Raw genomic sequence first — 12,922 nt, forward strand, 5'->3', positions numbered from 1 at the left:
ATGAATTAAATAAAACGAGTGGATATTTCTACCTTTGACAACACTACATGGTTTTCCAAAAAAAATGGTGCTGCTTGACTGTGAGACTACCGGCGGTAAAGCCACCGTAGATCGCATTACCGAGATAGCATTAATAGTCATTATCGACGGCATTATTACTGAACGTTGGGAACAACTTATCAACCCCGGAATCTCGATTCCTCCCTGGATATCCAAGCTAACAGGCATTTCTAACTCGATGCTGGCAGGTAAGCCCTCTTTCGAGACCATTGCTGACGAGTTAATAGATAAACTTGAAGGTAAAGTATTAGTGGCTCATAACGCGCGTTTTGATTACGGCTTTTTAAAAAACGAATTCAAGCGAGTGGGGATCGAGTATACAACTAAGCCCTTGTGCTCCGTTAAGTTAAGCCGCCGTCTCAACCCGCAATTTAAGCGTCATGGTTTAGATGCCATTATCGAACGCTTATCAATTCCAATGTCTGCACGCCACCGAGCAATGGGAGATACAGAAGCGATTCTTCATCTATTCCAACACTTTAGCCAAACCTGTGAACCTGAAGAGATTGAGGCAATTTGCAAAAGCCTGAGAGCAAACAGTAGCGTACCAAGCCATCTACCGGCCGGTGAAATACAAAAACTGCCTTGCCGGCCGGGGGTTTATCGATTTTACAGTGAGAACGGTCAATTACTATACGTCGGCAAATCGATTTCGATCAGAGACCGTGTTTTAAATCATTTTAGTAGTGATCACAGCAACGCCAAAGACCTAAAAATAAGCCAGCTGATTACTCATATTGACTATACCGAGACACCAACCGACTTTGGTGCTCAATTGCTTGAAAACACAGAAATAAAAACGCTGATGCCAGCTTATAACCGCCGCCAAACCAAAACGCGCAAGCTCTATCAACTTGAAAAAACAACAGATACCTCGGGTTACGCACAACTACGCATAGTACTTGCAGATACCAGCAACGTAAGCGAAATAACCCAACGCTTTGGTTTATTCCGTAGCAAGAAAAAAGCGGAAAGCACTCTAAGATACCTAGCGGAAGCCAACCAGCTGTGCCATCGGCTCAGTGGGTTAGAAAAAAAAGCATCAGGTGCCTGCTTTGCACATCAAATTCGCCGATGCAAAGGGGCCTGCGTACACAAAGAGTCTGCCGAACATTACAATTTACGCGTTGATATGTCTCTTAGTTCAATCAAGAACCTGATGTGGCCTTGGGCGTCAGCCATTTTAGTGATAGAGCCTGCAGCGCCCAAACATGACAAAAACACAGCGTCAGACTCAGCCACCACTCATTACCACCTTATTGATCAATGGATTTATCTAGGCAGAGTTGAGGACGAATCAACTATGCACGATCGGCTTAATGCTACACCAACAAACACGTCTCATTTTGATCTAGATGCATACCTCATTCTGATCCGATTTTTATTGAACCCCGAGCTAATCAAGCAACATCAGTTGCAAATTACACCCTTGACACACCAGCTTGAAGAAAGAGGCTAATATGGCAGACCCGTTATCTCCCATCACCGGCAACATCCGTACTCTGCACATAGTGCTTGGTGATCAACTTAATGAGGATAGCTCCCTCTGGGATGGTTTCGACCCATCGCAAGATGCCGCATTAATGGCCGAAGTTATTGAAGAATCCCTACCCTCAACGACGCAACAAGATAACGGGCTTGCCATATCGTCTAAGCAACGCACTCTCCTCTTTTTCAGTGCGATGCGTCATTTTGCACAACAGATGACCCAAGACAACATTCCCCTCATTTACTGGGATATACCGCATAAAATCGTTTCCTTAAGCGATGCGTTACAGCAAACCTGTGAACATTGCTCCCCCACTAACATAAAAGCGGTACTACCCGGGGACTATCGCGTTTATAACGCACTCAATAGCTGGGCTAAACGAGAAAGTCGCTCAATTGAATGGTTAGAAGATACGCATTTTTTGGCCCAAAAGGGAGAATTTAAACAATGGATGAGCAAACGAAAAAAACCAATCATGGAATATTGGTATCGCCACCTTCGACAACGTAAACACCTATTAATGGACAACAAAAAACCAGAAGGAGGCCAATGGAACTTTGATGCTGACAACCGCAAAAGCTTTGGTAAAGCCGGCCCCACCAACCTCCCTATCCCTCCTACATTCTCACCAGACCCGATCACCTTACAAGCCCAAAAAGACATTGAGAAACACCTTTCAGAGCTCCCGGGTACGCTAGAAGATTTTAATTGGCCTGTGACCCGCTCGCAGGCGTTTGAGGCATTAGACAGCTTTATCAACACACGTTTAGCAAGCTTTGGGGATCATCAAGACGCTATGTGGACGAATGAACAAACTCTTTTTCATTCTTTACTATCTAGCAGCCTTAACTTAAAACTGATTAATCCACAAGAAGTCGTAGAAGCGGCACTTGTCCACTACCATGCAGGACATGCGCCGATTAATGCCGTAGAAGGCTTTATTCGTCAGATTGTTGGCTGGCGGGAGTATGTCAGAGGCTTATACTGGTATCACCGTGCCGATTGGTTAACCTGGAATGCGTTAGAGGCGAACCAACCGCTCCCTGACTTTTATTGGACAGGTAACACACACATGCATTGCATGAATCAATCCATAACACAGGTCTTGCAGACAGGGTACGGGCATCATATACAAAGGCTGATGGTAACCGGGCTTTTTTCACTGCTCTACGGGGTAAATCCTAAGGCTATCCACCAATGGTATCTTGGCTTTTTTGTAGATGCGATAGCCTGGGTAGAAGTCCCAAACACCCTAGGTATGAGTCAGTATGCTGATGGCGGCATTGTAGGCTCAAAGCCCTATATCGCCAGCGGCAACTACATTAATAAAATGTCCAATTATTGCAAACACTGCCGTTATAACCCCAAGAAATCTTCTGGGGATGATGCATGCCCTTTCACAACTTTATACTGGAATTTTGTCGACAAGCACCAAGAACGTCTCTCTAAAAACCCCAGACTCGCTATGCAAGTGAAGCATTGGAGCAATAAAGCCCCTAATGAACAACAGGCCATCAAAGAGCAGACTCTGTGGCTAGTGAACCATATTCAAGACATATAAAGGACGTCAACTATGCCAATGAAAGACACCTGTTTATCTATAGTACGGTACCTAAGTTTAGCTAATAACAATACCGCCAAAATACAAAGGCCTAAGATGCTTGCTAGTTTACTCGCTATCGCAGGCTTGGTTACCGGCTGTACCGGAGTACCCGAAGGAGTAACACCTGTACAGCCATTTGCTGTCGAGCGCTACTTAGGCCATTGGTACGAAATAAAGCGCCTAGATCACTCTTTTGAAGAAGGTTTAACAGACGTCTCGGCCACCTACTCCCTTAGAGACGATGGCGGAATCAAGGTGGTAAACCGAGGATATGATACGGAAAAAGCAGAATGGAAAGAGGCTATTGGCAAGGCCTATTTTTTAAAAGACCAAAACACCGGCAGCTTGAAAGTGTCGTTTTTTGGCCCTTTCTATGGTGGTTATCACATCGCTAAATTAGATGCAGACTATCAAATGGCGTTAGTGGTTGGGCCAAACACTGACTATGCATGGTTGCTTTCTAGAAGCGAGCAACCCTCACTCGTTCAATGCGACCAATTCATGCAAGTGGCACGTAACTTAGGTATTTCTGATGATCAGTGGATTACCGTAAGGGACTGCCAGTAAAAATTCAGGCTAACAAAGTACTAACTGGAACTCGGCCATTCGCAAAAACAGCCCATTGCTAAATTAGTTGGCTGTTTGAATGGCTTATTAGCCAAAAGATCATCTAACACCAAGCCAACAAAGTCTCCAGCCGCCGTTGAGCACACCGCTTCTGGGCTATAAGGACCTATATAATTCACCTCGCCCCCAGTAATAACAATCGCACTAGGACTCGCGGCAGGTGCCTCATTTTCGCGGGCTAAGCGCACGGTTTGGTCGCCAAATAGTCGATTAGCTTGCCTCAATGAAGGTACGTCTGCCGCTCTGATCAAAAAATTAACGCCCTGAGCGCTGTACCTTTCAATGAGATCTCTTACATGAGGGGTATTAAAGCGCGTGCACGGACAGCTGATATCAAAGTAATGGATAACAGTAGTCCCGTCAGACTTCACGCCGCGCGATAAGGCATTGTGTGAGTAAATTCGGCTATCAAACACGGCCTCTTGTGTTGAGTCTACTTGACGGTTAATTCTAAATTCAAACCACCAAAAAGTGAGACCGATAATGATCAACCAACACAAAACGCCTGCCCAGATAACCGAGTATTTATACTGCTTTAACATGTTAACCATATAAAGGATGACAAATAAAAATGGGGAGGATAGCAAAGAATGCTTGCACAAACATAGCGATCAAAAACTTAATTACAGCCGCTGATTAAGATAAGACTCAAAGTCACCGGCGGGCAAAGGTACGCTGTACAAGTAGCCTTGTAGATAGTCACACCCCATACTTTCTAATAACTCTTGGACCTGCTTATCTTCTATGCCTTCGGCTACCGTTTCTAAACCCAAATCGTGTGCCATTTGAATAATCATTTTAACGAGAATGCGGCTACTACGGTCTTCAAGGAGCTTACTAATAAAACTCTGATCGATCTTTAACAGCTCAAATGGATACTGGCATAAATAATTTAATGAAGCATAACCACTGCCAAAATCATCAATAGCTATTCTCACCCCCAACGCCTTGAGCTCTTGCATTTTTTCTTCTACGTAACTGTCATCATTTAATAACAAGCGCTCAGTTACCTCTAGCTTTAACGCATTGGGGGGTAATTGAGCAATCGCTAAAGCATTTTTGACTACCTTAATAAAATCTCGGTTCTCTACTTGCAATGGCGAGATATTAACACTCATATAAAAACCTTTAGATGCTAAAGGCAGCCATTTAGCCGCTTGGATACAAGCCCGTTGTAAAATCGACTCCCCTAACTGGCAAATTGCATGCAACCGCTCTGCTTCAAAAATAAATTCTGTAGGCGGTATCACGCCTAACACAGGGCTATCCCAACGTGCTAGCGCCTCACAAGCAATTAATTGGTTACTTCCTGCTTTAAGAATCGGTTGAAAATAGACATCTAATTCCTCTGCACATTTTCCACTTCGGATATGAGCTGCAATGTAAAGCCGCCGCACAGACTCTTGTTTCATCGCTGGCTCGTAAAAATAAAAACGGTTATCAGAGCGTGCCTCTTTAGCCTTGTATAGGGCAGACATAGCGTGTTGGAGTAGATCTTCACTGGTTATCCCATCATTGGGGGAAATAGCAACGCCACCGTAATGATCAATGTGTACTGGCTCATCGTGAATATAAAGCGGGGCATTAAACGCTTCGTTTAGTCGATCTAAAAATTCGAGAACCAAACGTGCATGTGCACTTCGTAGTTCAAAAGCACATAAAAAGTCACTCTCCCCTGAGCGCATTAACAACGTAGCCGGCGGTGCTTTGTGAGCTATAATTTCTGAGATTTGCAGCAACATAAGATCGGCATAGTGCAACCCAAACGTCTCTTGCACCGCTTTATAAGCATTTGTACTCACGATGAATACGGCTAAATGTGCATTGTGATCGACACTCGTGTCTAACCTAGTTTGCAACATGTCTAACCCCACGGCCAAACTTGGCAAGCCAGTAAGAGCATCCTTTTCTACAAGCTCCTGTTGACGCACATAAGCATTCTTTAGCTCAGTAACATCTCGTATCGACAAGATATATTGCTGTTCATCATCGTAGGTATTCAGATAGCTAACACAACGCAGATTAAACCAACACGGCGGGCTGTCAGGTGGTAACAAAAATAACTCTTTATGCCACGCATGATTCTCCCCCATGAGGGCATTTACCAAAGAGCGAGTGCTCAGTTGAGTATCAATTGAATCTAGCACTTCATCAATAACGTACATATCCGTCAAAGACGCGGGCAAACGGATTGTTAATTTATCAAGCAGCCCCTCAAACTGATGGTTATAAAATCGGATAACACCGTATTCGTTGAAGATAATAACCGCGGTTTCGCCTTCGCTAGCCGCGTGATAGACACGCTCACGCTCAGCTTTAGTAATACGCAGCTCTGTTACACCCTGCTCTATTCTAATACGCATGCTTTCGAGCGACTGACAAATGTCATCCAGTTCATCGACAGGAAGATCAGGGTCTCGCCCTAAAGTGAAGCGCTCACTCAAGCGCTCCATTGTAATACCCGACGCCGTATTGCGTAGTCGACGTAAATAGCGAAACAGCATTTTATCCATCAAGTATAAAATGATGAGCGAAACGCATAATGTTTTAAATGCATTGAGCAACAGCAGAATAACGGCATCACGGCCGATGTTTTCATATATAGAATGGCGATCTACCTGAATGATGAGCTCCCCCACAGTGCTAGTTTCATCACCCTGTTGGTAGGAAAGCTGATATCGCTGGAGCGTTTGAAAAGGGCCGTCTGACTTTTCACCGACTCCAATCGATTCAAAATCAGGTGAATTAATGACTAAATAATTCACAAAGGGCAATTGAGCAATAGCGTTTAAATTGAGAACAACAAGCGGTTTATCGACGCGCCATACGGCATCAACAATGGAGGGTAAAAAAGTAGACTCCGCATCTCGCAAACGTACATCCAATGTTTGCATATCTTCACGGAACTTACCGTAAAGATGAAAGCCCGTTATCACAGCTGCAAATACTGAACTGGCCAGCACTATAGAAATCAGGATTCGCAAGGTCAACGGGTTTCTATTACGGAAACCTACCAATGTAGTTAACATGGGTATTCCGACATATAGTTGTTCACTCCTTGAACTTTGTAGTCTAGATGAGTTTACTAACTAAGCAAGTTACCCTATAGGCTAACACGCGCCAAAAGTGAGGCCTAATCACCTACGAAACAGATAATGCTGTTTTTAAATCTACACTGGGTGATGTCTCGTTTAATAGCAAATGGCTTTCTATGGTATGCATGTGTACGTCATTTAACTGCAAAGCCAACGATTCATCACCCGCTAAAATAGCGTGCGCTAAGGCTTGATGCTCCCCCAGCGTACATTGAACATCCGGTGTCCCTTGATACAAAGCGATGATCAATGAAGTACGTTTGATAAGGCCGTCTAACAGCTCTCCTAAAACCGTATTGCCTGCTATTTCTGCTAAGAGTGTGTGAAAACGCCCTGACTCACGGATCATTTGTTGACGATCCTTCGCATCAATGGCGAGTTTTTCCTTTTCTATTTGCTTAAGTAAGCGGTTCTTATTTCTGGCACTTAAGTTTCGCGTAGCTAAACTAACAATCGCTCGCTCTAGTACCGTTCGGGTTTCAAAGATATCCCTTGCCTCTTTGATAGAAGGCTGAGCCACAATCGCCCCCCTATTGGCTAAAATCGATACCACTTTTGTTTCTGCTGCTAGGCGTTGTAGCGCTGCTCGCACATGATTGCGATTAGCTTGTAAGGCCTCCACTAATTTAGATTCCACCAACCGTGTCCCTGGTGGCAATCGATGATCAACAATAGCTTGGCTAATACTGGTCATGATCCTTTCTATTTCCGCTTGCGCTTTGGTACTCATAATCCATCCTCAACAATTGCTAACAATATAGAAAAAATATTGACCCATAGCAAAACAATCATTGAGTCCCTCAAAGGGTTAGAAATAAATAAGTTTTTGCTCTAATTCTGCTCACTTCGCTCTAAATAAGTGCGTATTGAGCTGAACCTCGTTACCTGCTCCGTTTGTTTTACATTTATAAAAACACTTCACCTCAAAAATAATATTCATTAAAAACATAGATTTAGATAAAAAGCGTTCACAGTTGGCACACCCGCTGCAATGTAAAACAGACAAAATTGTTAGCAATTTACAGGTATTGAGATGAAAAAAGGTACGGTCGAACTCATCAGTGTCGTCAAACGATACGGCGACAGCGAGGCAGTGAAGAAGATCAACCTCAAAATAGACGGAGGTTCCTATTGCTGCTTACTCGGCCCTAGTGGTTGTGGGAAAAGCACGACCTTACGCATGATAGCCGGTCATGAAACAGCTACCGAAGGAGATATACTGCTCAATAACCGAAATGTTACCGACTTGCCACCAAGGCAACGCGGCACGGCATTAATGTTCCAAAATTACGCACTTTTCCCTCATTTAAATAGCCTAGATAATGTGGCGTTCAGCCTAAAAATAGCCGGCGTGAGCGCAGGAGAGCGAAAAGCTCGTGCACTGGACATGCTCAAGCTGGTTAACATGGACCAATTTGCAGAGGCGTTTCCAGACCAATTATCAGGCGGACAACAACAACGAGTTGCCTTAGCGAGAGCCTTAATTAACCAACCGGAAGTCATTCTGCTCGATGAACCGCTCTCTGCACTTGATCCTTTTTTACGCACTAAGATGCGCACTGAGCTTAAACGCATCCAACAGCAGTTAGGCATCACTTTTATTCATGTCACCCACTCCCAAGAAGAGGCCTTCGCCCTAGCTGATCAAGTAGTAGTCATGAACCAAGGATTCATCGAGCAAGTGGACAGTCCACAAGGGATATTCCGCACTCCTCGTACCGCTTTTGTGGCTCAGTTTATTGGCGGGCATAACATCATAGAGGGTGATTTAGCCCCTGATCAAAAAGCATTGGTAGTGAAAGATCGAGCTTTCCCGATCCCTGACACTTTCTCACAAGAAAACCTGTCAGGTATTTCTTTGCGTTGTGACCAAATTTCTATCTCTACTGCACCTACAGCCACCAGCTTGCCAGACCCGTTAACAATAGATTTTGTCGAATACCAAGGCAGTTACGTACATGTTCGAGGCGCTTTTCAAGACGGATTAGCGTTATCGGTTTACCAATCGGATCATGATTGGCTCGATAAGCCTGTTAAAGAAGGTGATGCCGTATACGTCACTTGGAGTATCGATGCACTTAATCCATTAGCTTCTATCGCCCCATGATAGTGCGCTAATGCAGCCCAGAGAAAATACAACAGCGTTATTAATATCAACAATGTAGCGACACCGTCGCTTACAAGGAGCCTTCTAAATGAGCAATGATCTTAAGCAGGACAACCCATCTAATGAAATGGAAACTTCGGAGCAGAAAGGGTTAAGCCGACGTAGTTTTATTAAAGCAGCTGGAGCAATTAGCGGCGTTGCTGTTGGGTCTGGGGCCATTACTGGTTTCCCGATGATTTGGGCTCAAAATATAAAAGATATCACGCTGCGCCAGTTTGGTACGGGCGTATCAAATTTAAATGCCATTTCCGAAAAAGCGAAAGAAGACTTGGGTATCAACTTGCAATTAACAGCACTGGACTCTGATGCTGTTGCTCAACGCGCCGTCACCCAACCTAACTCTTGGGACATTGCGGATATTGAGTACTGGATCTGTAAAAAAGTCTATCCGTCGGGCGTAATGCAACCGATGGACACTTCAAGGTTAAGCAACTTCGATAAGATTTCTCCACTATTCATTGACGGTAAGCTGACTCCTGAATCCACGATTGCTCAAGGCACAGCGCCACATACAGTAGGATTTGTCGAAGGCAAAGACTCCACCACATTTGCCTCATCAGCAACAAATTGGATGACACTCATACCCACCATCTACAATGCCGATACCCTAGGCATTCGCCCTGACCTTGTTGGCCGCCCGATAACTAACTGGCGCGACATCATGGACCCAGCGTTTAAAGGCAAAACATCGCTCTTAAATATCCCATCCATTGGAATTATGGATGCCGCCATGATCTGTGAATCCATGGGTGAGATTAAGTATGGCGATAAAGGCAACATGACCCGCGATGAAATCGATCAGACCATCGAAATCCTTAAGCAAGCCAAAGCCAACGGTCAGTTCCGCGCCTTCTGGAAGAGCTTTGATGAGTCAGTCAACTTAATGTCGTCCGGTGAAGTGGTCATTCAGTCCATGTGGTCACCGGCAGTCACGGCCGTAAGATCTAAAGGCATCCCTTGTAAATATCAGCCGTTGGAAGAAGGTTACCGTGCTTGGGGCGGTGGTATTGGTCTCGCTAAACACTTATCAGGCATAGAGTTAGATGCCGCTTATGAGTACATTGATTGGTACTTATCAGGCTGGGTAGGTGCGTACTTGAACCGTCAAGGCTACTACAGCGCGGCTCCTGCTACCTCACAAAAATACATGACAGAAAACGAATGGGGATTCTGGATTGAGGGTAAAGAGGCCCAAAGTGACATTTTAAGCCCCGATGGCAAAGTTCTCGAAAAAGCAGGGGCCGTGCGCGATGGTGGCTCTTACACCGAACGTATGGGGGCCGTTGCTTGCTGGAACTCTGTCATGGACGAAAACAAGTACATGGTACGCAAATGGAATGAGTTTATTGCCTCGTAAGGGTATGAGGTAACCACTCAAGTCAGCACAGCCGTTCTTGCTGTGCTGACCTTCCTTGTAAAACCGCAATACGGTCACTGGAGCTACCTTATGGGTTCACCTACAAAGCTGTCTGGTTTTTCTTTAAACCCCAGCTATTTACAAATCACACCGCTTAGTTTGGTGATTTTATTCTTCTTACTATTCCCAGTAATCACCATCATTATTGTGAGTTTTTGGGATTACAACGCGTATCAGTTACTGCCTGATTTTATTTTCGAAAACTATGAATTTTTACTCACATCTAGCGTGACCCTAAAGGCATATTTGAATACGTTTTATTATGCATTTATGACATGGATCATCGCCTTAGTGCTGGGCTTTACGGTTGCTTATTATCTCGCTTTTTATATTAAAAACCCGTTATTGCAGAGCATATTGTTTATTGTTTGCACGGTCCCCTTTCTTACATCCAATATCATACGAATGATTTCTTGGATCCCATTACTAGGCCGCAACGGATTAGTGAACAGTGGATTGCAAGGCGCCGGCATTACCAACGAACCCTTAGAATGGCTGCTGTATAGTGATTTTTCTGTCATATTAGCATTTGTACATCTGTATACGCTGTTTATGGTCGTACCTATATTCAATGCAATGATGCGAATCGACCGCAACCTAGTCGAAGCCTCTATTGATGCTGGCGCTTCGATGATGCAAACCATTTTTCACGTCATCATCCCATTGTGTAAATCGGGTATCGCAATTGGATCTATATTCATCATCACACTAGTGATGGGTGACTTTATAACCGTGCGATTAATGAGCGGTGGTCTAAGCGCTTCTGTGGGTGTTCTTATCTACAACGAAATATCCTTGCTGCAATACCCTGCGGCTGCAGCGGGCGCCGTCATTCTTTTAATTACGGTGCTAATTATGCTGAGCATTTTGTTCCGCTTTATTAACATTAAGCAGGAGCTATAACATGCGCATCTCTAACCGAAAGCCTGGCTTTTTTCCATTAACGATTATCTTTTGTTTGTTTATCGTATTTCTTTACGGCCCTACCCTGACCATCGCGATTCTTTCATTTCAAGGACCTGATGGCGGATTAACCTTCCCGTTAAACGGATTGTCTTTGCATTGGTTTAGGGCTCTTTTTGAAAAACAGCAAGTTGGTGATTTTGGTGGCTCCTTGATGCGCTCATTATTACTCGGCTTTGCCGTCATGATTTGCACCGTGCTCTTTTCCCTATTAGCGGGCCTTGCTTATCGCCGCGCCTTCAAAGGCTCTACCGTATTATTTTACCTGACTCTGGTTAGTTTAATTTTGCCGTCGATTTTGATCAGCTTAGGGATCGGGATTATGTTTGATCGCTTAGGTCTCTCACCACACTGGTACTCATCCGCTTTTGGCGCACACCTTACCTGGTCTTTACCTTTTGGTTTACTCATTATGTTCGCTGTATTTAATCGTTTTAATAAGGCGTATGAAGCTGCAGCTGTTGATATGGGTGCTACAGCATGGCAAACCTTTAGGCTGGTTGTCCTGCCCCTGATACTCCCAAGCTTAATTGGCGTAGGTCTCTTTGGTTTCACCCTTTCTTATGATGAATTCGCCAGAACCATCATGACGGCAGGAAGTTTTAACACCCTACCGCTGGAAATCTATGGTATGACCACTAATGTCACTACGCCGGTTCTCTATGCATTAGGCACATTCACCACCGTTTTCTCATTCATCTTAATTGTGTTGACGCTTGTGATTATCACCGCCATCAAACGCCGCCAGAAAAAACCACTCCCCTCTTCAGAGGCTCACGTATGAAAATTTTGGTAATTAACCCTAATGACAGTAACGACATGCGCCTACTGATTGAACAAAGTTGCCGGGAAGTCGCCAGCCAAAGTACAGACATTACAGTGGTATGCGCGGGTGCCGGAGTCGCCAGCGTTGAAGGCTATTATGATGGAGCAATAGCTCAAGTTGGCGTACTCGAACAAATACAGCTCGGTGAGAAAGAAGGTTTTGATGCTTACCTCATTGCATGCGCCGACGATACAGGGCTCTATGCTGCGCGGGAGATAGCTAAAGGGCCGGTGATAGGCATTGGAGAAGCCGCCATGCATTATGCCAGCATGCTAGGTTATGGGTTTGCTATCCTAACCGCGCAATCTAAGTCCATCGCAATACTCTCCCAAAACGCTATAAACTACGGCTTTGAGCGGCAATGCAAAGGGGTGTATGCCGCTTGTATACCCGTATTAGCACTAGAGGCCTTATCAGAATCCGAGCGAGCCCACTTGGTCGCCCGTGCAGAAGCCATCCTTCAACACAGCGAAGCCGAAGTGCTTGTCTTTGGATGCGCAGGACTCACCCAACAACAAAGTCACTTTAGCCACAAACTCAATTTGCCTGTCGTTGATGGCGTTCGCGCGGGCGTATCTATGCTAGAAGGGCTAGTACGCAATAAACTCCAAACCAGTAAACGAAATACTTTCCAAACAAACACTATGGCCTAAGCCAACCCATAGCTTATTGATG

At 44.7% G+C, this 12,922-nt stretch carries 11 protein-coding genes; 8 read left to right on the top strand and 3 right to left on the bottom strand.

From position 1 onward, the window contains the following. The first annotated feature begins 34 nt into the window (after positions 1 to 34). From OW491_RS03555 to OW491_RS03565, 3 genes are all read left to right on the top strand, one after another. Positions 35 to 1,519, top strand: a complete 1,485-nt coding sequence (locus tag OW491_RS03555; protein ID WP_290034686.1) for an exonuclease domain-containing protein — start codon at positions 35 to 37, stop codon at positions 1,517 to 1,519. Position 1,520: 1 nt separating this feature from the next. Further along, entirely contained in the window at positions 1,521 to 3,110 is a 1,590-nt protein-coding gene (locus OW491_RS03560) for a cryptochrome/photolyase family protein (protein ID WP_290034687.1), read from the top strand. 96 nt (positions 3,111 to 3,206) lie between these two features. Beyond that, positions 3,207 to 3,719 (top strand): lipocalin family protein, encoded by a 513-nt coding sequence (locus OW491_RS03565; protein ID WP_290034689.1) that lies wholly within the window; start codon positions 3,207 to 3,209, stop codon positions 3,717 to 3,719. A 20-nt stretch (positions 3,720 to 3,739) separates the two neighbouring features. On the opposite strand, the gene OW491_RS03570 is transcribed toward OW491_RS03565, so the two are convergent. From OW491_RS03570 to OW491_RS03580, 3 genes are all read right to left on the bottom strand, one after another. Then, on the bottom strand, positions 3,740 to 4,321 hold the full coding sequence (locus OW491_RS03570; RefSeq protein WP_075171708.1) for a DUF6436 domain-containing protein: 582 nt from the start codon (positions 4,319 to 4,321) through the stop codon (positions 3,740 to 3,742). A gap of 81 nt (positions 4,322 to 4,402) precedes the next feature. Next, complete coding sequence (locus OW491_RS03575) at positions 4,403 to 6,808, bottom strand: EAL domain-containing protein (protein WP_290034691.1); 2,406 nt, start codon at positions 6,806 to 6,808, stop codon at positions 4,403 to 4,405. Positions 6,809 to 6,920: 112 nt separating this feature from the next. After that, complete coding sequence (locus OW491_RS03580) at positions 6,921 to 7,604, bottom strand: GntR family transcriptional regulator (RefSeq protein WP_290034692.1); 684 nt, start codon at positions 7,602 to 7,604, stop codon at positions 6,921 to 6,923. Positions 7,605 to 7,907: 303 nt separating this feature from the next. Between OW491_RS03580 and OW491_RS03585 the strand changes: the two genes are divergently transcribed. From OW491_RS03585 to OW491_RS03605, 5 genes are all read left to right on the top strand, one after another. Further along, a complete protein-coding gene (locus tag OW491_RS03585) occupies positions 7,908 to 8,981 on the top strand; it encodes an ABC transporter ATP-binding protein (RefSeq protein ID WP_075171705.1) in 1,074 nt (357 codons plus the stop codon). An 88-nt stretch (positions 8,982 to 9,069) separates the two neighbouring features. Beyond that, positions 9,070 to 10,398 (top strand): PotD/PotF family extracellular solute-binding protein, encoded by a 1,329-nt coding sequence (locus OW491_RS03590; protein ID WP_075171704.1) that lies wholly within the window; start codon positions 9,070 to 9,072, stop codon positions 10,396 to 10,398. Between the two features lie 90 nt (positions 10,399 to 10,488). Beyond that, positions 10,489 to 11,361, top strand: a complete 873-nt coding sequence (locus OW491_RS03595; RefSeq protein WP_075171703.1) for an ABC transporter permease — start codon at positions 10,489 to 10,491, stop codon at positions 11,359 to 11,361. Between the two features lies 1 nt (position 11,362). Then, positions 11,363 to 12,205 (top strand): ABC transporter permease, encoded by an 843-nt coding sequence (locus tag OW491_RS03600; RefSeq protein WP_075171702.1) that lies wholly within the window; start codon positions 11,363 to 11,365, stop codon positions 12,203 to 12,205. Continuing rightward, positions 12,202 to 12,900, top strand: a complete 699-nt coding sequence (locus tag OW491_RS03605) for an aspartate/glutamate racemase family protein (protein WP_290034696.1) — start codon at positions 12,202 to 12,204, stop codon at positions 12,898 to 12,900. The genes OW491_RS03600 and OW491_RS03605 overlap by 4 nt, the downstream gene beginning before the upstream one ends. Positions 12,901 to 12,922: the final 22 nt, after the last annotated feature.

The organism is Neptunomonas sp. CHC150, assembly GCF_030397555.1.
Classification (GTDB): Bacteria; Pseudomonadota; Gammaproteobacteria; order Pseudomonadales; family Balneatricaceae; genus Neptunomonas; species Neptunomonas phycophila.

What these genes read in the sequence shown, in the direction of transcription:
- OW491_RS03560 (WP_290034687.1), top strand. Translation starts at nt 1,521, where the DNA reads ATGGCAGACCCGTTATCTCCCATCACCGGCAACATCCGTACTCTGCAC.
- OW491_RS03565 (WP_290034689.1), top strand. Translation starts at nt 3,207, where the DNA reads ATGCTTGCTAGTTTACTCGCTATCGCAGGCTTGGTTACCGGCTGTACC.
- OW491_RS03570 (WP_075171708.1), bottom strand. Translation starts at nt 4,321, where the DNA reads ATGTTAAAGCAGTATAAATACTCGGTTATCTGGGCAGGCGTTTTGTGT.
- OW491_RS03575 (WP_290034691.1), bottom strand. Translation starts at nt 6,808, where the DNA reads ATGTTAACTACATTGGTAGGTTTCCGTAATAGAAACCCGTTGACCTTG.
- OW491_RS03580 (WP_290034692.1), bottom strand. Translation starts at nt 7,604, where the DNA reads ATGAGTACCAAAGCGCAAGCGGAAATAGAAAGGATCATGACCAGTATT.
- OW491_RS03585 (WP_075171705.1), top strand. Translation starts at nt 7,908, where the DNA reads ATGAAAAAAGGTACGGTCGAACTCATCAGTGTCGTCAAACGATACGGC.
- OW491_RS03590 (WP_075171704.1), top strand. Translation starts at nt 9,070, where the DNA reads ATGAGCAATGATCTTAAGCAGGACAACCCATCTAATGAAATGGAAACT.
- OW491_RS03595 (WP_075171703.1), top strand. Translation starts at nt 10,489, where the DNA reads ATGGGTTCACCTACAAAGCTGTCTGGTTTTTCTTTAAACCCCAGCTAT.
- OW491_RS03600 (WP_075171702.1), top strand. Translation starts at nt 11,363, where the DNA reads ATGCGCATCTCTAACCGAAAGCCTGGCTTTTTTCCATTAACGATTATC.
- OW491_RS03605 (WP_290034696.1), top strand. Translation starts at nt 12,202, where the DNA reads ATGAAAATTTTGGTAATTAACCCTAATGACAGTAACGACATGCGCCTA.